General features: G+C 70.9%; 15 protein-coding genes and 1 pseudogene. 9 read left to right on the forward strand and 7 right to left on the reverse strand.

The window, feature by feature from the left end:
- Positions 1-82 precede the first annotated feature (82 nt).
- Positions 83-3,010: a diguanylate cyclase gene (locus ACW5EG_RS16245; protein WP_457020392.1), complete on the forward strand. Its 2,928-nt coding sequence runs from the start codon at positions 83-85 to the stop codon at positions 3,008-3,010.
- Between the two features lie 134 nt (positions 3,011-3,144).
- Here ACW5EG_RS16245 and ACW5EG_RS16250 read toward each other — a convergent pair whose 3' ends face one another.
- Positions 3,145-5,511, reverse strand: coding sequence for a Tex family protein (locus tag ACW5EG_RS16250; RefSeq protein ID WP_457022346.1), 2,367 nt, complete (start codon positions 5,509-5,511; stop codon positions 3,145-3,147).
- 262 nt (positions 5,512-5,773) lie between these two features.
- Positions 5,774-6,151 carry a putative signal transducing protein gene (locus tag ACW5EG_RS16255; protein WP_457022347.1) on the reverse strand — a complete coding sequence of 126 codons (378 nt, stop codon included), beginning with the start codon at positions 6,149-6,151 and terminating at the stop codon, positions 5,774-5,776.
- A 192-nt stretch (positions 6,152-6,343) separates the two neighbouring features.
- Here ACW5EG_RS16255 and ACW5EG_RS16260 point away from each other — a divergent pair, with 192 nt between their 5' ends.
- Both ACW5EG_RS16260 and ACW5EG_RS16265 read left to right on the forward strand, forming a co-directional pair.
- The gene (locus ACW5EG_RS16260; protein ID WP_457022349.1) at positions 6,344-7,636 is read left to right on the forward strand and encodes a sialidase family protein; all 1,293 of its coding nucleotides are present in this window, start codon (positions 6,344-6,346) and stop codon (positions 7,634-7,636) included.
- A gap of 35 nt (positions 7,637-7,671) precedes the next feature.
- The gene (locus ACW5EG_RS16265; protein ID WP_457022351.1) at positions 7,672-8,388 is read left to right on the forward strand and encodes a pseudouridine synthase; all 717 of its coding nucleotides are present in this window, start codon (positions 7,672-7,674) and stop codon (positions 8,386-8,388) included.
- Positions 8,389-8,572: 184 nt separating this feature from the next.
- Here the strand turns inward: ACW5EG_RS16265 and ACW5EG_RS16270 are convergent, their stop codons facing one another.
- Positions 8,573-9,082 (reverse strand): DUF2059 domain-containing protein, encoded by a 510-nt coding sequence (locus ACW5EG_RS16270; RefSeq protein WP_457020397.1) that lies wholly within the window; start codon positions 9,080-9,082, stop codon positions 8,573-8,575.
- Positions 9,083-9,146: 64 nt separating this feature from the next.
- Here ACW5EG_RS16270 and arfB point away from each other — a divergent pair, with 64 nt between their 5' ends.
- Entirely contained in the window at positions 9,147-9,551 is a 405-nt protein-coding gene (arfB, locus tag ACW5EG_RS16275; RefSeq protein ID WP_457020398.1) for an alternative ribosome rescue aminoacyl-tRNA hydrolase ArfB, read from the forward strand.
- Positions 9,552-9,584: 33 nt separating this feature from the next.
- Positions 9,585-10,190, forward strand: a complete 606-nt coding sequence (locus ACW5EG_RS16280; RefSeq protein WP_457020399.1) for a lysophospholipid acyltransferase family protein — start codon at positions 9,585-9,587, stop codon at positions 10,188-10,190.
- Between the two features lie 72 nt (positions 10,191-10,262).
- On the opposite strand, the gene ACW5EG_RS16285 is transcribed toward ACW5EG_RS16280, so the two are convergent.
- From ACW5EG_RS16285 to ACW5EG_RS16295, 3 genes are all read right to left on the reverse strand, one after another.
- On the reverse strand, positions 10,263-13,259 hold the full coding sequence (locus ACW5EG_RS16285; protein ID WP_457022353.1) for a TonB-dependent receptor: 2,997 nt from the start codon (positions 13,257-13,259) through the stop codon (positions 10,263-10,265).
- 168 nt (positions 13,260-13,427) lie between these two features.
- Positions 13,428-14,489: a FecR family protein gene (locus ACW5EG_RS16290; RefSeq protein WP_457020401.1), complete on the reverse strand. Its 1,062-nt coding sequence runs from the start codon at positions 14,487-14,489 to the stop codon at positions 13,428-13,430.
- Positions 14,486-15,070, reverse strand: coding sequence for an RNA polymerase sigma factor (locus ACW5EG_RS16295; protein ID WP_457022355.1), 585 nt, complete (start codon positions 15,068-15,070; stop codon positions 14,486-14,488). Before ACW5EG_RS16295 ends, ACW5EG_RS16290 begins: the two co-directional genes overlap by 4 nt.
- Before the next feature lie 260 nt (positions 15,071-15,330).
- Between ACW5EG_RS16295 and ACW5EG_RS16300 the strand changes: the two are divergent.
- A pseudogene (locus ACW5EG_RS16300) lies at positions 15,331-15,681 on the forward strand (cyanophycinase); the annotation flags it as partial.
- A gap of 435 nt (positions 15,682-16,116) precedes the next feature.
- Positions 16,117-17,112: an isoaspartyl peptidase/L-asparaginase family protein gene (locus ACW5EG_RS16305; RefSeq protein WP_457022360.1), complete on the forward strand. Its 996-nt coding sequence runs from the start codon at positions 16,117-16,119 to the stop codon at positions 17,110-17,112.
- Between the two features lie 190 nt (positions 17,113-17,302).
- On the opposite strand, the gene ACW5EG_RS16310 is transcribed toward ACW5EG_RS16305, so the two are convergent.
- The gene (locus ACW5EG_RS16310; protein WP_457022356.1) at positions 17,303-18,271 is read right to left on the reverse strand and encodes a LysR family transcriptional regulator; all 969 of its coding nucleotides are present in this window, start codon (positions 18,269-18,271) and stop codon (positions 17,303-17,305) included.
- Between the two features lie 114 nt (positions 18,272-18,385).
- Between ACW5EG_RS16310 and aceB the strand changes: the two genes are divergently transcribed.
- Together aceB and aceA are read left to right on the forward strand one after the other, a co-directional pair.
- The gene (aceB, locus tag ACW5EG_RS16315) at positions 18,386-19,999 is read left to right on the forward strand and encodes a malate synthase A (protein WP_457022358.1); all 1,614 of its coding nucleotides are present in this window, start codon (positions 18,386-18,388) and stop codon (positions 19,997-19,999) included.
- Between the two features lie 91 nt (positions 20,000-20,090).
- Positions 20,091-21,428, forward strand: coding sequence for an isocitrate lyase (gene aceA / locus ACW5EG_RS16320; RefSeq protein ID WP_457020405.1), 1,338 nt, complete (start codon positions 20,091-20,093; stop codon positions 21,426-21,428).
- Positions 21,429-21,651 lie beyond the last annotated feature (223 nt).

Raw genomic sequence — 21,651 nt, forward strand, 5'->3', positions numbered from 1 at the left:
TCTGGGCGCGCCGTAGAATGGCGGCAGACGTGAACAGGGGCGCGTACTCGGCATGCCACCGGCAGGTGCATCCACTTTCGGCATGCGCGCATGGCGGCTTGGCAGCGGCGTGCTTGCCGCCGCGTGGCTGGCAGTCGCCGGGCCGGCTTGTGCGCTGGATCCGGCCATCCCCGCCGATCGCTACACGATCGCGCGCTGGAGCGCGGACGACGGCCTGCCGCACAGCCAGATCCACGACATCGGCCAGAGTCCGGACGGCTTCCTGTGGGTCACCACCTGGGAGGGCACCGCGCGCTTCGACGGTCTGACGTTCGCCGAGGTCGGCCGCCTGCAGGAGGCATCCGGCGCGCGGCCTGCCTCGCGCGTGCTGTGGCGCGACGCCGACGGCAGCATGCTGGTCGGGGTCGATGGGCCGGGCCTGCTGCGGGTGCCGGCGCAGGGCCCGGCGCGCCCGGCCTGCGCGGAGATTGCGGCGCTGCAGGTCTCGCAGCTGGCCGATGGCGGCCAGGACGGGCCCTGGATGGCCACGCACGAAGGGCTGTCCCGGCTGCAGCCCGATGGCCACTGCGTCCGCGTCGCAGGTGGCGAATCGCTGGCCGGGCGCACGGTCAATGCGCTGTTGCCACAGGACGACGGCAGCGTGTGGCTGGGCCTGCGCCGCGGCCTGTACCGCTGGCACGAAGGGCGGATCGAGCCGCTGGGAGAGCACCTGGGCCTGCCGGCCGGCGAGGTGCGCGCGCTGGCCACGGGCCGCGACGGCGAGACCTGGATTGCCGGCGAACAGGGCGTGTGGCGCCACCACGGCAGCCGCCTGCAGCGCATGCGCAGCGAGCGCGCCGAGGGCCTGCTGTCCGACCGTGCGGGTGCGCTGTGGGTCACCGCCACCGACAGCGCCGTGCTGCGCTACTGGCGCGGCCGGTGGCACCGGCTGGACGAAGACGACGGCGTGGTCGGCTATGCCACCGGCGCGCTGTTCGAGGACCGCGAAGGGCTGGTCTGGTTCGGGACCACGCACGGGCTGTTCCGCATCGCCGACGGCCCGGTGCGCGGCATCGGGGAGCAGCCGGGGCTGCCGTCCGAGTACATTCGCAGCGTGCTGCAGACGCGCGACGGCGCGGTCTGGATCGGACATTCGGCCGGCCTGAGCGTGCTGCGCGACGGGCAGGCGCAGCTGGTGTTCCCGGTCGCGGGTGAACGGCCCAGCAGCGTGCTGGCGCTGGCCCCGGCCGCCGACGGCGGCGTCTGGGCCGGCACCTACAACCGCGGCGTGCTGCGGGTCACGTCCGCGGGCAAGGTGAGTGCGCTCACGCCTGCGGCGCATCTCCTGGCCACCGAGCAGGTGCGCGCGCTGCTGGAGGATCCGGACGGCAGCCTGTGGATCGGCACCGAACGCGGCCTGGTCGCCTGGCGCGATGGCAAGTTCGACCCCAGGCCGCTGCCGGGCCTGCCGGACCTCCCGGTGCGCGCGCTGCACCGCGACGGCGGCAAGCTGTGGATCGGCCAACTGGGCGGGCTGGCCTGGCGCGAACCCGACGGCCACCTGGTGGTGCAGCGCCCCGGCCGCGACTTCCCGGCGCTGTCGGCCTTCGACTTCCTGCCCGATCCCGACGGCGGGACCTGGGTCGCCAGCGACCGCGGCCTGCTGCGCCACCACCACGGCGCCTGGCGCCTGTACGGTGCCGCACAGGGCCTGCGCAGCAGCACGGTGTTCCGGGTGCTCGCCGACGACTTCGACAACCTGTGGATGAGCGGCAACCACGGCGTGTTCCGAGTGCCACGCGCCTCGTTCGAGGCGGTCGACCAGGGCCTGCGCGAGCGCCTGGACATGCAGGTTTTCGACCGCGACGACGGCATGCCCAGCCGCCAGGCCAACGGCGGCAGCGCACCGGCTGGCTGGCGCATGGACAACGGCGAGCTGTGGCTGCCCACCGCCGCCGGCATCGCGGTGTTCGATCCGGGCCCGTTGATGGACCGCGGGCACGACGGCGTACCGCTGGTGATCGACTCGCTGCTGGTCAATGGCGAGGTGCGCACGCCCGAATCGGCGGGTGTGCTGCAGCCGGGCACGCGCGTGCAGATCCGCTACGCAGGGCTGAGCCTGCGCCAGCCCAACGCGTTGCGCTATCGCTACCGGCTGCAGGGCGTCGACGCGGACTGGATCGAGGCCGGCACGGTGCGCGAGGTCACCTACCCCAGGCTGCCCTCGGGCGCGCTGCGCTTCGAGGTGCAGGTGGCGCGCGCGCCGGCCGACTGGACCCGGCCCGCCAACGCGACTGGCTTCGACCTGGAGGTGGCCACGCCGTGGTGGCTGCGCCCCTGGGTGCTCGTGGCCGCAGGCGCGGCGCTGCTGGCCGTCTTCGTGCTCGTCCATTACTGGCTTGCGCGGCGCCAGCATCGGCGTGCGCGCCGGCTGGAGGCCGAGGTTGTGCAGCGCACCGCGCAGCTGCGCGACAAGAATCGCGAACTGGAGGCCGCCTCGCGCCAGCGCGAGTTGCTGGTGGAGCAGCTGGCCCACCAGGCCAGCCACGACAGCCTCACCGGCCTGCCCAACCGCCGTGCCGGCGACCAGCAGCTGGCCGCGGCGCTGCAGCAGGCCGACGCCGGCCACGCGCCGCTGAGCGTGGCAATCGCCGACGTCGACCGTTTCAAGCACATCAACGACCGCTACGGCCACCAGATCGGCGACCGCGTGCTCGCCAACGTGGCCCTGCAGCTGCAGGCCTCGCTGCGACAGCCGTCGCTGTTCGTGGCGCGGCTGGGCGGCGAGGAATTCCTGGTGGTGCTGCGCGACACCACGCTGCCCGAAGCGGTCGGCGTGCTCGAACAGGCGCGTCGCGAAGTGGCCGCGCTGCGCGCCGCGCCTGGCGACGACGCTTCGCTCAGCTGCACCATCAGCATCGGCGTGGTCGAGCGCCTCGGCCAGGAAGGCGCCGACGCCCTGCTGCAGCGCGCCGACACGGCGCTGTACGAGGCCAAACGCCAGGGCCGCGATCGCGTGGTCGTTGGCTGAGGGAGCGTATAGCGCGACCACTGGGATTGGCCGTCCCGCGCCTCCGCTCTGCTCCCTCCCCCGCCTGCGGGGGAGGGTTGGGGTGGGGGCAGGCCGGTCGCTGTGTCACTTGCCGCGCGCAAGGGAGGCTGGCGTCAGCTCCGCTTTGCGCGTGCGAACGCGTCGGCCAGCGCGTTGTTGGCCGGGGCCGCGGCCGGTTTGGCGGCACCGCCGCCAGCGCGCCCGCCGCGCGGAGCTTCGCCCTGGCGCCTGGCTGGTTCGCGCGCCGCACCGCTGCCGCGTGCCTCGTTGCGCTCCTGTCGCGGTGCGGGCGCATCGTCCAGCCGCCGGGTCAGCGCGATGCGCTTGCGGGCGACGTCGACCTCGAGCACCTTGACCTTGACGATGTCGCCGGCCTTGACGACCTCGCGTGGATCCTTGATGTAGCGGTCCGACAGCGCGGAGATGTGGACCAGCCCGTCCTGGTGCACGCCGACGTCGACGAAGGCGCCGAACGCGGCGACGTTGCTAACCACGCCTTCGAGGATCATGCCCACGCGCAGGTCCTTGATGTCCTCCACGCCGTCGGCGAACACCGCGGCCTTGAACTCCGGGCGCGGATCGCGGCCGGGCTTCTCGAGTTCGGCGAGGATGTCGCGCACGGTCGGTTCGCCGAAGCGTTCATCGGTGAACTCGCGCGCCTTGAGCGTACGCACGAAGCCGGCATCGCCGACCAGCGCGCGGATCGGCCTGCCGGTCGCGGCGACGATGCGTTCGACCACCGGATAGGCCTCCGGATGCACGGCCGAGGCGTCCAGCGGCTCGTCGCCATCGGCGATGCGCAGGAAGCCGGCGCACTGCTCGAAGGTCTTCTCGCCCAGGCGCGGCACCTTGAGCAGGTCCTTGCGGCGCTTGAACGGGCCGTTGGCGTCGCGGTGCACCACGATGTTGCCGGCCACCGTCGACGACAGTCCGGACACGCGCGCCAGCAGCGGCGCAGACGCGGTGTTGACGTCCACGCCAACCGCGTTCACGCAGTCCTCGACGCGCGCATCGAGCGCGCGCGCCAGCTTGTACTGGTCGACGTCGTGCTGGTACTGGCCCACGCCGATCGCCTTGGGGTCGATCTTCACCAGCTCGGCCAGCGGATCCTGCAGGCGCCGCGCGATCGACACCGCGCCGCGCAGCGACACATCCAGGCCGGGGAACTCATTGGCGGCCAGTTCGGAGGCCGAGTACACCGAGGCGCCGGCCTCGCTCACCACGATCTTCTGCATCTTCAGCTCGGGCGCGAGCTTGAGCAGGTCGCCGGCCAGCTTGTCGGTCTCGCGCGAGGCCGTGCCGTTGCCGATCGCGACCAGCTGCACGCCGTGCGCGATGCACAGCTTGCGCAGCGCCGCCAGCGACTGGTCCCACTGCCGGCGTGGCTCGTGCGGAAAGATGGTGTCGGTGGCGACCAGCTTGCCGGTGGCATCGACCACCGCGACCTTGACCCCGGTGCGCAACCCGGGATCCAGGCCCAGCACCGTTTTTGGACCGGCCGGCGCGGCCAGCAGCAGGTCCTTGAGGTTGTCGCCAAACACCGCGATCGCGTCGGCCTCGGACCGCTCGCGCGCCTGCGCGAACAGGTCGATCAGCAGGTGCAGGTGCAGCTTGGCCTTCCACGCCAGGCGGCAGGCGCTGCGCAGCCAGGCATCGGCGGCGCGGCCCTGGTCGCTGATGCCGGCGCGCAGGGCGACGCGGCCTTGGGCGTACAGGTGGCCGGCCTCGGCATCGCTGCCGGGCTCAAGGTCGAGGCCGAGGAACTCCTCGCGACGTCCGCGCAGCAGCGCCAGCATGCGGTGCGAGGGGATCTTCGCCAGCGGCTCGGCGTGGTCGAAATAGTCGCGGAACTTCTCGCCGGCCGCTTCCTTGCCATCGGCCACCTTCGCGCGGATCACGCCGACCTCGTGCAGCCAGGCGCGCAGTTCGCCGACCAGGGCGGCGTCCTCGCCCCAGCGCTCGATCAGGATCGCGCGCGCGCCTTCCAGCGCGGCTTTCGCGTCGGCCACGCCCTTGTCGGCATCGACGAAAGCGGCGGCGAATTCCTCCGGTACGCGCGTCGGGTCCTCGAGCAGGCCATCGGCCAGCGGCTCCAGGCCGGCTTCGCGCGCGATCTGCGCGCGGGTGCGGCGCTTCTGCTTGTAGGGCAGGTACAGGTCTTCCAGCCGCGCCTTGCTGTCGGCGGCTTCGATGTCGGCGCGCAGTTCGTCGGTCAGCTTGCCCTGCTCATCGATGCTGGACAGGATCGCGGCACGACGCTCCTCCAGCTCGCGCAGGTAGACCAGGCGCACCTCGAGGTTGCGCAGCTGGGTGTCGTCCAGCCCGCCGGTGACTTCCTTGCGGTAGCGCGCGATGAACGGCACGGTCGCGCCCTCGTCGAGCAGGGCGATGGCGGCGATGGCCTGTGCGGGCTGAGCGCCGATCTCGTCGGCGATGGTGGCGGCGATCTTGCGCGCGAGCGCGGGGGAAATTTCGGGCATGTCGTCGTGCTGCGGGCGGGCGCGATGCCGCGGAACGCCGATTGTGGCAACCGCAGGCGCAGGCAGGAAGCGGTTGACAGCAGCGACGGGCTTGCGGTCCGTGGTGCTGCGGGCCCCCACCCCGGCCCTCCCCCGCAAGCGGAGGAGGGAGTGGATCCGGCAACCGGATTGCAGGCGAAATTCTCCCCCACGTGCCGTTGTCCCTCCTCCGTCTGCGGGGGAGGGCCGGGGTGGGGACAATGACGCGCGTCGATCCCGATCCTCAGGCGTCGCGAACCATCGCATTGCCCGCATTGCGCCGCCGCCACGGCAGCGGGATGTTCAGCAGCACCAGCGCCAGCCATGCGAGTCGGCTGGAGGCCGATTCGCGATCGGGCGCGTGCAGCTGTGCGTCGGCCGGCTCGGCGTCATCGTCGATCGCGTACTCGCCAGCCTCCATCGCGCGCAGGATCGCATCGGCACGTTCGGCGTCAGCCTCCGCCACGCGCACCCGGGATCCGCCGATTGCCAGACGCCATTCCCAGTTCGCGACCGACAGATGCTCGTCGCCCACGTGCGCGTCGATGCCTTCGGCTGCCAGCAGGCCGCGCGCAATCTGCGCCTGGATCGGATCGAGGTAGCTGGCGACGGTGGTGAACATGCGGCACGCGGATGCTTATGGCCTGCCCGGCAGGCTACGCTAACGTGGTTGCGGGCGCGTCAAACCCGCTGCCATCCTTCAACCGCCGCATGACGGTCAGGCGCGGATGCATCCGCCGCGCGCGCCGGCCGGCCTTGCGACAGCCGGCGACGCCAGCCCGGGACCACCATTCGCGATGCCGAGGACCCACCGATGATCAAGCGCACGCTCCCCGCCATCCTGCTCGCGACGGCGCTCGCGCTGGCCGGGTGCGGCGGATCCAGCGACGAGGCTGCGCCCGCTCCTGCCGCCGCGATCGACCTCGGCGCACCCAGTCGCGTCGAGGAATGGCCGCTGCCCGCCTCCTTGCCCGGTTCGGCTTCGCCGAGCCTGGCGACCACGCCCGACGGCAAGCTGCTGCTGGGCTGGATCAATTCGCAGAAGGGCCGTCGCCACATCTTCCAGTTCAGCACCTTCGCGCCGGACTGGGGCCGCTGGATGCACGCCATGAGCACGGTCGCGGTCGGCAACAGCATGTTCGTCAACTGGGCCGACGTGCCGCACCTTGCGGCCACGCCCGATGGCGCCCTGTGGGCGCACTGGCTGCAGAAGAGCAGCGATGCGCCCTACGCCTACGACGTGGTGCTGAGCCGCTCGCGCGACGGCGGCGCGAACTGGGTGGCGCCGGTGATGACGCACGACGACGGCACCCGCACCGAGCACGGCTTCGTGTCGATGTGGGCGCATGGCGACAGCAGCCTGGGCATCGCCTGGCTGGACGGGCGCAACACCGGCGGCGGTGGCCACGACGCGCATACGCAAGACCACGCTGGCGCGATGACCCTGCGCGCCGCGGTGTTCGACGCCAGCCTGCAGCGCAGCGATGATGGCGAGATCGATGCGCGCGTCTGCGATTGCTGCCAGACCGCGGTTGCGATGACGTCCAGCGGGCCGTTGCTGGTGTATCGCGGCCGCAGCCAGGACGAGGTGCGCGACATCCTCGCCACGCGCCTGGATGACGGCAGCTGGCGCAAGCCCGCACCCGTGCACGCCGACGGTTGGGTGATGCCGGCCTGCCCGGTCAACGGGCCGGACGTCGCCGCCCACGGCGACGCCGCGGTGGTGGCCTGGTACACCGAAGCATCCGGCACGCCGGAGCTGCGGATCGCGGCCAGCAGCAATGCCGGCGACAGCTTCGCCGCGCCGGTCACGCTCGACAGCGGCGCAGCGGTGCTGGGACGCGTCGCTGTGGCGCTCGACGCGCAGCAGGCCTGGATCCTGTGGCAGCGCGAGGACGCGCGGCAGCAGTCGCTGTGGCTGTCGCGTCGCAGCCCCGACCTTGCCAGCGAGCACGAGCGCATCGAACTCGCCAGGCCGCAGGGCAAAGGCCGGGCGACGGGTTTCCCGCAGCTGGCGGTGGTCGCTGGCGTGGCCCACGTGGTCTGGACCGATGTCGCCGGCGGCGTGCCCAACCTCAAGGGCGTGCGCGTCGTGCGCGGCGAGTGAGCGTTTGATGTTTCGCCGCCTGACCCATCCCGCACATGATTGAAGTCCTGCACGCCGAGGCCAGCCTGGCGGTGGTCAACAAGCCGGCCGGCCTGATGGTCCACGACAGCGCCCTGGCGCGCGGCGAAAGCGACTTCCTCGCCGATCGCCTGCGCGAACAGTTCGGCCGGCAGGTGTTCCTGGTGCACCGACTGGACCGCGCCACCAGCGGCTGCCTGCTGCTGGCCTTCGACCGCGATACCGCAAGCGCGCTTGGCCGCACGCTGATGGCGGGCGACGTGGACAAGCACTACCTGGCCGTCTGCCGCGGCTGGCCGGAGCCTGCCTTCACGATCGACCATGCGCTCGATGGCGGTCCGGGCAAGCCGTTGAAGAAGCCGGCCATCACCCGCTTCGAGCGGCTGGCGACCTGCGAACTCGACCTGCCTTCCGTCGGCTTCGCCACCTCACGCTATGCACTGCTGCGCGCAATGCCGCAGACCGGCCGCTTCCGCCAGATCCGCCGACACCTCAAGCACGCCTCGCATCACCTGATCGGCGATACCAGCCACGGTGACGGACGCCACAATCGCAGCTTCCGCATGCTCGGCATCCATCGCATGCTGCTGCACGCCTCGCGGCTGGGGTTCCCGCATCCGGCCAGCGGCGAGCACGTGGCGTTCGAGGCGCCGCCCGATGCGGAGTTCGCGAAGGCGCTGGCGCTGTTTGCCGGGGCCGAGGATGCGACGGCAGAGTTGCCGCCAGCGTCCTGAGCGCTGCGTGTCACGCCAAGCTGGCACTGCTCCTTCGGAAGTCGCGTTGTCGGGAAGCTTCCGAAGGCATGGACTCCCCAGTCGCCACGCCGCGGTGACACGCGGTGCGCCATCGCCCCGGGGGGCACTGCGGCCCGATCGAAGCCCGCGCACCCCCGGCGTCAGGTCCGGGCGCGACGTGCGATTACTCGACGGCGGAAACCTCGGCGGCGAGGTCGCGCTCCATCTGCTGCAGCATCGGCACGATCAGGCGCTGCATCGCCGTCATCGTGTTCTGCATCAGCGCCGGCATCTTCTCCAGCATGCGCTGGCCGGCCGGGCTCTCGTAGAAGGCGATGATCGCGTCGATATCGTCGCCGGTGAAGGTCTGGCGGTAGATGTCGCGATAGACGGGCGCGAGGTTCTCCCAGGACAGCGCCTTGCGCACCGCAGACGAACTGCTGGCCAGCAGGCTGTCGATACGCTGTTGTTGCGCCGCATCCAGCTCGCGTCCGGCGGTCATCTGCGCCAGCATCTGCCGCTGCGAGGCCTCGATCTGCGGCAGCGTCGCGTCGAGCATCTCGCGCGCACGGGTCACCTCGAGCAGGCGGTCGATGCGGGCATCGTCGGCGGGTGCCTGCGCCTGCTGCGCCTGGGCCGGGAACACCGAGATCGCGATCAACAGCAGCGCGGTGATGAAAATTCTGTGCAACATTGCGGCATCCTTGTCAGTAGAGGCCCCGCATTCTAAGCGGGCGCGCAAGGCGTGGCCCAGCGGCATGAGCATCCCGATCCCGGAACACGAACTCGTCGAACGCTTCGTCCGCGCCAGCGGACCCGGCGGGCAGAACGTCAACAAGGTCTCGACCGCGGTCGAGCTGCGCTTCGACGTCGCCAACTCGCCCTCGCTGCCCGAGCCGGTGCGCGAGCGCCTGCTGGCGCGTCGCGACCGCCGGGTCACCACCGGGGGCGTGCTGGTGATCAGTGCCCAGCGCTTCCGCACCCAGGAGCGCAACCGTCAGGATGCGCGCGAGCGCCTGCAGGCGTTCGTGGACGCGGGCTTCGTCGCGCCAGTGCCGCGCGTGGCGACACGACCCACGCGCGCGTCCAAGCGGCGCCGGCTGGATGCCAAGCGCGAGCGTAGTACGATCAAGCAGTCGCGCGGCCGCCCCGACTGGGACTGAACGCCACTGTCACAGCGCACTGCGCGGAACCGCATGACCGACACGACCCACGCCGTGGTGCCGCCACTCCCGCCGAACGCACCGCGCGTCAAACCCAATGCCTTCACCCGCTGGTTCGGCCGCAGCCTGCTGCGCCTGGGCGGTTGGCGCGTGGTCGGCACGCTGCCCGACGTGCCGCGGCTGGTGCTGATCGCGGCGCCGCACTCGTCCAACTGGGACGGCATCTGGGGCTTCGCGGCGAAGCTGGCGATTGGCTTCGAGGTGCGCGTGCTGGGCAAGGCGCAGCTGTTCCGGTGGCCGCTGGGACTGCTGCTGCGGCGGCTGGGCGCGATCCCGGTCGACCGCGCCGCGCCGCAGGGCACGGTCGGCCAGGCGGTGGAGATGATCCGCCGCAGCGAGCGGATCTGGTTCGCGATCGCCCCGGAAGGCACGCGCAGGCGCGTGGAGCGCTGGAAGACCGGCTTCTGGAAGATCGCGCACCAGGCGCAGGTGCCGATCCTGCCGGTCTATTTCCACTATCCCGAACGACACATCGGCTTCGGCCCGCTGTTCACCACCAGCGGCGACATGGAGGCCGACATCGCGGCGTTGCGCGAGTGGTACCTGCCCTGGATGGGCAGGAACCGCGGCACGGTCTGAGGCGACCGTTGCGCCGATTGCGGGATCAGGAGAAGAATCCCTTCCCTGCATCCGGCGTCACGGCGGCCGCGACTACAGCGCCGAGCCGCCCAGCTTCCAGGTGACCTGGACGAAGTAGCTGCGTCCCAGCGAGTCGAACCACGAGGTGTCGTAGTAGGGATAGTTCGCCCAGGTCGCGTCCTGCGGCGGCATCTTGTCGAACAGGTTGTTGACCGTCAGCGCGATACGCAGGTGGTCGTGGATGCGATAGGCCGCGCCCGCATTGAAGCGCCAAGTGGACGACGTCCAGGCATCATTGTCGTAGCTGGCCACGCGCCCGAGGTAGCTGCCGAACAGGCTGCCGCCCCAGGCGCCGCGCTCCCAGGCCGCGCCGAGGTTGCCCTTGCTGCGCGGCAGGGTGGTGGCGCTGAAGCCCACGTCCAGCATGTCCTCGCGCGGATCGCCCGGGTACAGCTGGCGGCTGTGGCGATGGGTCCAGTTGTAGTTGGCGCTGAAGCGGAAGTCGCCAGCCACGTCCGTCCTCATCCGGTAGTTGGCGGCCAGGTCCAGGCCCGAGGTTTCCTCGTTGGCGATGTTGATCGGGCTGAAGTGCACGCTGGTGATGACGCCGTCGGTATCGCGGATCACGCGCGCGAGCGCGTCGCGGCAGGTGGGCGATGCCGGGTCCACGCTGGCGCCGCTGTCGGTCACGCCGAGGCGGCAGTCGGCCTCGGTCATGCGCAGCAACTCGCGGTCCTGGGTCTGCACCTGGTTGGACACGCGGATCTTGTAGTAGTCCAGCGCCACGTCGAAGTCGGCCGAGGGCGACCACACCACGCCCATGGACGTGGACTTGCTGGTCTCCACGTCCAGCTGCATGTTGCCGGTGTAGACGTCGAAGGTGCTGACGTCGTAGCTGCCGTCGTCGTAGCAATAGCCGTTGCCCACGCCGGGCTCGGCGCTGCGGCAGTCGTAGTAGTCGGTGGCGAAGCGCGTGCGGTAGTAGTCCTCGCTGGCGAACAGGTAATGCATGTCCGGGGCGCGGAAGCCGGTGCCGTAGGAGCCGCGCAGCAGCAGCGTGTCGAGCGGACGCCACTCCAGGCCGGCGCTGTAGGTGAACTTGCCCGGATCCTTGTCGGCGTAGCTGTAGCGGTCGTAGCGGCCGGCCAGGCTGGCCTGCAGCGAAGACAGCAGGGGCAGGCGCAGTTCGCCCGCCGCGCTCCAGCGGTCGCGGTCGCCGCTGCCATCGCCGTAGCGGGGGCCGTAGTACGCGTCTTCGGTCAGGGCCAGCGGATCGGGGTTGATCTCGTAGGACTGGCGGCCGTACTCCAGCGCGCCAGCGAAGCCGGCATCGCCGGCGGGCAGGGTGAACAGCGCGGGGCTGGTAGCGGTGAAGCTGACGTTGTCGTTCTTCGCTTCGGGATGCCAGGTGGACATCGCCCCGATCGAGTCGAACTCCTGCGGCGTCAGCGGGCGGAACATCCGCTCTGGATCCGGGTTGTAGATCGCGTAGCCGTCCTCGTCGTAGCCGAGCCGTTCGCCGAGGAACAGGCTGTTGGCGGCTGCGGCCCGGATGCGCGGCATCTGCACTTCGGCGCGGTAGCGCGAATGGTTGTACGCCGCTTCCCAGTCCCAGCTGTCCGACAGCGTGCCGGCCAGACCGGTGGTGATGGCCAGCGTCTTCTGGGTGGTGGTGTTCATCCGGTTGCGAAGCCCGCCCATCTCCTCGGGCGTGAACTGCCGCGACCAGATCTGGTAGGTGCCGGTGCCGGCGTTGTAGAACATCTTGTTGCGATAGTTGCCGGCCGAATCCGGGTCGTGGAATTCCCAGCCCATGTGGTCGCTGGCCACTTCGTTGCCGTTGGTCCCGGTGAGCAGATTCACCTCCTGGCGGCCGAGCTGCGCGTCGGCGAACCAGCGCAGCGCGTCGGAGAAGCGGTACTCGAACGAGCCGTAGGCGTTGTAGCCGCTGCGCTGGTTGGTGATCGTCCGGTACGCGATCGCACGATCGCTGCCGCAGTAGGGTTCGCCGAAGCGATCCTCGGCCAGCACCGTGGTGCCTTCGTTGAGTCCGCCCAGCGTTGCGCAGCCATCGGCCGGCGCGATGTTGACGTCCTCGTCCCAGTCGTAGACCTGGGCGATCAGCCGCGGCAGCTGGCGCCGCGAGGTGGGCGCATCCAGCGTCGAGTCCTGGATGTCGCGCTCATAGCCCCACAGCGGGCGCTTGTCGATGAATTCAACGCCGACGATGCCGGTGAAATCGCCGCGCTCGAAGCCCGAAGTGAGCGTCAGCGAATGCGATTCGCCGCCGCCGCGCTCGGTGTCGCCATGGCGGTAGTCGATCGTGGTGCCGTCGGTGGACTTCTTGAGGATGAAGTTGATCACGCCGGCCATCGCGTCGGAGCCGTACACGGCCGATGCGCTGCCGGTGAGCACCTCGATGCGGTCGATCATGCCCAGCGGGATATTGCCGATGTCGGTGAAGTTGCTGCGGCCGTTGAGCGGCAGCGGAAAGTCGGCGATGCGGCGACCGTTGACCAGCACCAGGGTGTGGTTGGGGCCGAGGCCGCGCAGGTCGACCGCCTGTGCGCCGGGCGTGGACTGCGCGCCGGTGGTGTTCTGCTGTCCCTGCACGCTGCCGCTGGCCTGGCTGAGCGAACGCAGCACGTCCGGCACGCTGGTCAGGCCGGCGGCCTGGATCTGCTCGGCGGTGACCACCGTGATCGGCGCCGGGCCTTCGATCTGCGCGCGGGCGATGCGCGAACCGGTGACCTGGACCGTCCTGAGTTCGGAGACTTCCGGCTCGGGAGCGGGGGCCGCTGGCGGCCGCAGCGCGGCCGGCGGCGCCGCGACAGCACCGACCTGCGCCAGCAGCGGCTGCTGCACGATCAGCACCGCGCCCGAGGCATCCTCGCGCGCGCTGAAGCCGCTGCCGCGAAGCAGGGTCTGCAGCGCCTGTGCGGGCGGCAGGCCGCGTGCGCCTGCGGTGTGCACGCCGCGCATCTGGTCGGCGCGATAGACCAGCTCGACGCCGGACTGCCGGGCGTAGGCATCGAGCGCGGCCGCGAGTTCGCCCGCGGGCACGTCCACCGGCACACCCGCGGGGGCCTGCGCGTGCGCGGCCAGGATGGCGGAACAGGCCAGGGAAAGGAGCAGGACGCGGAGCGGGCGTGACGGTTTCAAGCGGGTTCCCCGGTGGCGCGCGGACCGCGCCTTCTGTCAGTCAGGACGAACGAGGCCTGCAAATCCCCCCGTGCCTCAGGGCGAGTGCAGGACGATCCGATCGCTGCGGTATTCGGCCCGCACCGGGAAGCCCTGTTCGAGCAGGCGGACGAAGCCCTCGGCATTGGCCCAGCGGAAGCTGCCGCCGATGCGCAGGTCGCCCACGCGTGCATCGCCGATCACGATCTTGCGTGCGTTGTAGCGGTTGAACTCGCTGGCGGCGTCGGCCAGGGTCGTGTCGCGGAACACCAGCAGGCCGCTGCGCCAGTCGACCAGGCGCGCGGCCTCGTCCAGCGGCATCGAACGCACCAGCACGCTGTCGCGATGGACGATGGCGACGCTGCCTGCCGGCAGCAGGGTGTCGGCCTGCGTGCCGGCGTCGCCCGCCTCCAGCCGCACCAGGCCCTCGGTGACCACCACGCGCAGGTCGGCGGCATCGCGCCGCACCGAGAAGCGGGTGCCCACCGCCACCACCCGCCGGGTTCCAGCCTCGACCACGAACGGCCGCGCCGGATCCTTGGCTACCTCGAAATAGGCCTCGCCCTGCTCAAGGGCGATGTGCCGCGCACTGCGCGACAGCCGCAGCGCGATCCGGCTGTCGCTGGCCAGGGTGGCCTGGCTGCCGTCGGCCAGATCGAGACTGCGCACGTCGCCCAGCGCGGTGGCGTAGTGCACGGGCGCGACCGTGGCCAGCTCGCGCCAGCCCCAGCCCAGCGCCAGCGCACAAACGGCCACGGCCGCGACCGCTGCGATCCCGCCCCGCGGGCGGACCCTCGCCAGCGGCCCGCGCGCGGAAAACACATGCCCCTGCAGCTGCGCCACCGGGTCCGGCGATGCCGGGGCGAGGGCCGCATCGGCCCCCCGGGCAGTCCAGGTGCCGCGTGGCGGCACCGCCGCGTCGTGCAATCCCGCGCCCAGCGCCTGCAGCCGGCCGGCCTCGGCCCAGGCCGACTGCAGCCGCAGCAGCGCCACCCGGTGCAGGGTGTCCTGCGCCAGCCACGCCTCAAGCCTGGCCCCGTCCGCCTGCGACCAGTGCGGACCATCGCGCCGGGCCAGCCAGTCCGCGGCGGCGGCTTCAATCGTCGCAGCCGGCGTCACGGCTCGTCCGCCTGGCGCAGCGCGTCGAGCACCGTCGCCATGTCCGCGGTCGCGGCCGTGTCCACGGCGTCGCCGCCGTAGAAATACAGGGCGATCAGGCGCATTCCCTTGGCGATGTGCTTTTCCACTGTCTTCTCGCTGATCCCGAGCCGTTGGGCCGCCTCGCGCTGCGACAGCTGCTCGACCCGACGCAGCCAGACCACCTCGCGGCAGCGGTCGGGAAGCCGGTCGAACGCAGCCGCCAGCCGTGCCAGGCGCTGCCGCCCGCCGCACCAGCGTTCCGGCGACACCTCATCCACAAGGACGGACGAGGGCTCGAAATCACCCATCGGCTCGATCGATACCACCTTGCTGCGGCGCACCCGGTCGGCGACCAGATGCCGCGCGGTGGCGAAGAGGAAGGCTTTGGGCTGGCGCGGCAGCTCGCGCGCGGCGGCCTCGTACACCCGCGCGTAGACCTCCTGGCGCAGGTCGGCGACCTCGTCGCGGCGCGGCCAGCAGCGGCCGAGGAAACGCACCAGCGGCGCCTCGTGGACGAGGATCTCGCGTACGAACCAGTCGTCCAGCGGCGGCGTCGGCATGGCCGGCACGATATCCGATCACGGCGCGGCCGCGATTGCCCGCAGGGGGAAATCGCGCCAAGGTTCGTCTCCATTGCGCAGGGGCCGGATGCGGCCGACAGGACAGCTCCATGACGATACGACGTGCGATCGCACCGATGCTGCTGGCGACGGCGCTGGCCCTGCTGACGATGCCGGCGCTGGCCGCGGGCTACCGGCATCACCTGGCCGGCGACCCCGCGCTGCCGACCCCCGGCAAGCCCGCGCCCGGCCTGCTGCTGATGGGCGGCGGCGACCGCAACATCGAGGCGCTGCGCTGGTTCCTGGAGAAGGCCGGCAACGGCCATGTGGTGGTGCTGCGCGCCTCGCTCGGCGGCGAGATCGGCGAGGAGTTCCACGACGAGGTCGGCGGCGTGGCCTCGGTCGAGACCTTCGTGTTCGAGGACCGCGAGGCCGCGAGCGACCGCCGGCTGCTCGCGCGCCTGCGCAAGGCAGACGGCATCTTCATCGCCGGCGGCGACCAGTCGCGCTACATCCGCTACTGGAAGGGCACGCCAGTCGAACAGGCGCTGGAGGCACACGTGCGCGCCGGCAAGCCGCTGGGCGGCACCAGCGCGGGCCTGGCGATCCTGGGCGAATTTGTCTACGGCGCGATGGACGGCGGCAGCCAGACCAGCCCGCGCGCGCTGGCCGATCCGCTGGGCGACGGCAACACGATCGAGACCGGCTTCCTCGACATCGCCGCCCTGCGCGGCGTGATCACCGACACCCACTTCCGCGAGCGCAACCGGCTTGGGCGCCTGCTGGCCTTTGTCGCCAAGGCCGAGACGCTGTCGGGCGGCCGGCCGGTGCTGGGCCTGGGCGTGGACGAGGATGCGGCGCTGGCGGTCGAAGCAGATGGCCGCGCACGCGTGTTCGCCACCGCGCCGGGCGCGGGCGCAACGGTCGTGCGTGGCGGCTTCGCGCCGCAGGAAGAGGACCGGGCGCTGCGACTGGAGCGGGTCGACACGGTCGGCGTCGGCGTGGACTCGGTGCTGCAGCTGCCCTCCGGCGAAGTCGAACGGCCAATGTGGCGCCACGCCTACGCTGTGCGCGACGGCGTGCTGGTGGTGCAGGACGCACCGCGCCTGGTGATCCACGGCGGCGCCGGGGTCGAGCCCGGCGACCTCACCCCGGAAGAAGAAGCGGCCGCGCGCGCGGCGCTGGCCCAGGCGTTGCGGGCGGGGCAGGCGGCACTGGCCGCGGGCCGGCCGGCGCTGGACGCGGTGACCGCCGCGATCAACGTGCTCGAGGACGCACCGATGTTCAACGCGGGTCGCGGCGCGGTGTTCACCCACGACGGCACCAACGAGCTCGACACCTCGATCATGGACGGCGCCACCGGCAAGGCCGGCGCGGCCGCCGGCCTGCGCCGCGTGCGCAACCCGATCACCCTGGCGCGCGCGATCATGGAGCGCTCGCGCCACGTGATGATGGTAGGCGAGGGCGCAGAGCGCTTCGCCAAGGAGCAAGGGATCGCCCTGGTTGAACCGGCGTACTTCCGCACCGAGAAACGCTGGCAGCAGCTGCAGAAGGCGTTGCGCGACGACAGCAAGCCGCATGCGCTGCATCCTGCATCGCCGGCCAGCGCCTACTTCGGCACGGTCGGCGCGGTCGCGCTGGATGCGCAGGGGAATCTCGCCGCAGGCACTTCGACCGGCGGCATGACCAACAAGCGCTACGGCCGCGTCGGCGACGCGCCGATCATCGGCGCCGGTACCTGGGCCGACGACCGCTGCGCGGTCTCGGGCACCGGCTGGGGCGAGTTCTACATCCGCACTGCCGCCGCGCACGAGATCTGCGCGCGCGTGCGCCTGTCCGGCGACAGCATCGCGCGCGCCGGCGACGCGGTGATCAATCACGTGATCCCCGACGCCGGCGGCGACGGCGGCGCGATCGTGCTCGGCGCCGACGGCAGCCTGTCATTCCCGTTCAACACCGGCGGGATGTACCGCGGCTGGATCGACGCCGACGGCGAGCCGCAGGTGGCGATCTGGCGCGACGAGGTGCTGCCGGCGCCCTGAGTCAGGTCACCCCGAGGCGCAGGCGGGCGGGAATTCTGGCGGCACGGGACAAACGGACAGCTCGCAGCGGTGCGGAGGCATCACCTGTGTCATCCCGAGCCGCAGGCGAGGGATCTTGGCGACGTGACCTGGCGCAACGAGAGTCCTCACCCGCTGTGCGGGTTCGGAATGACAGATGGGGACTTCCTCCTCAACGCTCCGAATGCCCGCCCTCGTAGTAGTCGCGGCGCAGGAACAGGTCGGGCTGGATCAGGTCCATGAACGCCCGCGCCTGCGGTGACGGCAGCCTGCCCTTGCGCATCACCACGCCGTAGCTGCGCGCGGGGAAGAAGCGGTCGAGCGGGCGGGTGACCAAGCGTCCGCGGTCGGCCTCGGTCAGGCAGATCGAGGACAGGATGCTGATGCCCATGCCCATCGCCACGTACTGCTTGATCACCTCCCAGCCGCCGACCTCCAGCGCCACCGTGTAGGGCACGCGGTTCTGCTGGAACACCAGGTCCACCAGACGCCAGGTGATCTGCCGCATCGGCGGCAGGATCAGGCCGTACTGGCCGATGTCGGCCAGGCTCAGCTCCGCCTTCTCCGCCAGCGGGTGCCCCGGCGGCATCACCAGCCGCTGCTCGAAGCGGTGCAGCGGCTCGTACACCAGGTCGCCGGGCACGTCATGCATCGAGCCGACCACCAGGTCGACCGAATCGGCGCGCAGCAGGTCGGTGCCGTCGGCGCTGACGGTGTTGTGCAGGCTCAGGCGCACGTCGGGGTGGTGTTCGCGGAAGCGGCCCACGATCCGCGGCAGCAGGTAGAGGATGGTGGAGCTGTTGGCGGCGATGTTGAGCGCGCCCGCGTCCATGCCCTTGAGCGCGTCGCGGAAGGCGGCCGGCAGGGCGTCGATGCCGTCGACCAGCGGGCGCGCCAGCTCGTACAGGGCCTCGCCGGCGCGGGTCGGCACCAGGCGCCGGCCGCTGCGCTCGAACAGCTTCTGCCCCAGCTCCCGCTCCAGCGCCTGCAGCTGCAGGGTGATCGCCGGCTGGCTGACGTACAGCGCCTCGGCCGCCCGCGATACCGATCCCAGCCGCGTGGTCTGGCAGAAAGCCCGCAGCGGCTTCAGCCGGTCGGCCTTGTAGGGGAATCGGGGGGTCGAATTGCCGCTCGAGGGCATTGATTCGACTCATGTATTTAAGGAATTTATGAATTACATTGGAAGAACTCAGTTGTCAAATAATGAGTCGGGGCGGAGGGTGGCGTTGCACCGCAACATCCTCTGGAGCCCGCCATGTCCGCCGTCCTGAAGCCGTCCCCGATCGCCTCCGGCATTGAATTGCCGGACCACGCCGCCGTCGCCGACCTGATCGACGAGGCTGCGCAGGACTTCCTCGCCGGACTGCACCGGCGTTTCGAACCGGCCCGGCAGGCGCGGCTCGCGGCGCGCCGCCAGCGCCAGGCGGCGTTCGACGCCGGCGGCCTGCCCGACTTCCGCGCCGACACCCGCGCGATCCGCGAGGGCGACTGGCGGGTCGCCGCGATCCCGGACGCCCTGCTCGACCGCCGGGTCGAGATCACCGGCCCGGTCGATCCGAAGATGGTCATCAACGCGCTCAACTCGGGCGCCAGCTGCTACATGGCCGACTTCGAGGACTCGACCGCGCCGACCTGGGACAACCTGGTCGGCGGCCAGCGCGCGCTGCGCGATGCGATTGCCGGCACGCTGAACTTCGAGGGCAACGGCAAGCGCTACGCGCTGCGCCCGGAAGCCGAGCGCGCGGTGCTGATCGTGCGCCCGCGCGGCTGGCACCTGGACGAGAAGCACGTGCTGGTCGGCGGCGAGCGCATGTCCGCCTCGCTGTTCGACCTGGGGCTGTTCGCCTGGCACAACGCCCGCGCGCTGGCGGCCAAGGACCGCGGCCCCTATTTCTACATTCCCAAGCTGCAGTCGATGGAGGAGGCTGCGCTGTGGAACGAGGTGCTCTCGCACATCGAGCGCGAGCTGGGCCTGACCAATGGCCAGATCAAGGTCACGGTGCTGATCGAGACCCTGCCGGCGGCGTTCGAGATGGACGAGATCCTGCACGCGCTCAAGGACCGCATCGTCGGCCTGAACTGCGGCCGCTGGGACTACATCTTTTCCTACATCAAGACCTTGCGCGCGCACCGCGACCGGGTGCTGCCCGAGCGCGGCCAGGTCACGATGACCCAGCCGTTCCTCAAGGCGTACTCGGAGCTGCTGATCCAGACCTGCCATCGCCGCGGCGCGCACGCGATGGGCGGCATGGCCGCGCAGATCCCGATCAACAACGACGAGGACGCCAACGAGCGCGCGCTGGCGCGGGTGCGCGCCGACAAGCTGCGCGAGGTCAGCGCCGGCCATGACGGCACCTGGGTCGCGCATCCGGCGCTGATCCCGTTGGCGCGGCAGGTCTTCGACGAGCGCATGCCGACACCGCACCAGCAGCAGCTGGGCCGCGAAGAGGTGATCGTCACCGCACGCGACCTGCTGGCGCCGCCGCTGGGCACCATCACCCGCATCGGTTTCGAGAACAACGTCGAGGTCTGCGTGCGCTACCTCGCCGCCTGGCTCGACGGCAGCGGCTGCGTGCCGATCCACTGGCTGATGGAAGACGCGGCCACCGCCGAGATCGCGCGCGCGCAGCTGTGGCAGTGGCTGCATGCCACCGACGGCGGCGGCACGCCCCTGCACCTGCACGACGGCACCGTGATCGACGAGGCGCTGTTCGACCGCGCGCTGCTCAACCTGCCCTCGCGCCTGGCCGGGCAGGCGATCCCGGGCGCGTCGCGCGTGCAGGAGGCGATCGCCCTGCTCGAGGCGCTGAGCCACCAACCCACGCTCGAGGAGTTCCTGACCCTGCCGGCCTACGAACGCCTCGACTGAGCCGCCATCGCGCGCCGCCGCGCGCTGCCAGAACGCCAGCAGGCGCCAGACCACGCGCCTGCAAACCCGCATACCCGACATCGGAGCCACCATGAGCAACCGCAAGCAACAGATCGACGCCCTGCAGCAGCAGTGGGACAACGACCCGCGCTGGACCGGCATCCAGCGCCCGTACTCGGCCGCCGACGTGGTGCGCTTGCGCGGCAGCGTGCAGCCCGAGCACACCCTCGCGCGCCGCGGCGCCGAGAAGCTGTGGACCCTGGTCAACGGCGGCGCGAAGAAGGGCTATGTCAACGCCTTCGGCGCGATCAGCGCCGGCCAGGCGATGCAGCAGGCCAAGGCCGGGCTCGAGGCGGTGTACCTGTCGGGCTGGCAGGTTGCGGCCGATGGCAACAGCTCCGAGAACATGTATCCCGACCAGTCGCTGTACGCCTACGACTCGGTGCCGACCATGGTGCGGCGGATCAACAACACCTTCCAGCGCGCCGACGAGATCCAGTGGAAGAACATCTGCGACGGCAAGATGGACCAGGCCGATGCGATCGACTTCTTCCTGCCCATCGTCGCCGACGGCGAGGCCGGCTTCGGCGGCGTGCTCAACGCCTACGAGCTGATGAAGAACATGATCATCGCCGGCGCCGCGGCGGTGCATTTCGAGGACCAGCTGGCCGCGGTCAAGAAGTGCGGACACATGGGCGGCAAGGTGCTGGTGCCCACGCGCGAGGCGATCCAGAAGCTGGTTGCCGCGCGCCTGGCCGCGGACGTGCTGGGCGTGCCGACCGTGGTGCTGGCGCGCACCGATGCCGAAGCGGCGAACCTGCTGACCTCGGATTTCGACGACAACGACAGGCCCTTCGTCACCGGCAGCCGCACGGCCGAAGGCTTCTACAAGGTCAACAATGGCCTGGAGCAGGCGATCAGCCGCGGCGTGGCCTACGCGCCCTACGCCGACCTGGTGTGGTGCGAGACCGGCACGCCCGACCTCGGCTTCGCGCGCGAGTTCGCGCAGGCCGTGCACGCGGCACATCCGGGCAAGCTGCTCAGCTACAACTGCTCACCGAGCTTCAACTGGAAGAAGAACCTCGACGACGCGACCATCGCCAGGTTCCAGGAAGAGCTGGCGGCGATGGGCTACAAGTACCAGTTCATCACCCTGGCCGGCATCCACATCAACTGGTTCAACACCTTCAAGTTCGCGCACGACTATGCGCGCGGCGAGGGCATGCGCCACTACGTGGAGCAGGTGCAGGAGCCGGAGTTCGCCGCGCGCGAGCAGGGCTACACCTTCGTGTCGCATCAGCAGGAGGTGGGCGCGGGCTACTTCGACGACGTGACCACGGTGATCCAGGGCGGCAGCTCGAGCGTCACTGCGCTCACCGGTTCGACCGAGGAGGAGCAGTTCGAGCGTTCGCACGCGGTCGCGGCCTGAGCCCGCCGCGCGACAGGTGTGGGAGGGAAGAAACGGCCGGGCTCGATGCCCGGCCGTTTTCTTTTGTTTCTTCTCGGGGAGGAAGGTAGACCCGATTGCTGGAAGTCCCGCGCGACTTCGACTGGACGTCGCGCCCTGTCGACCGGGGATCGCTTTTCGCTCGGTCAGGGCCGCTACGCGGTCCGGCCCGGCACAGCATGCCGGGCGCTCGCGTGGATGCGCG

Source organism: Luteimonas sp. A611 (genome assembly GCF_054072715.1).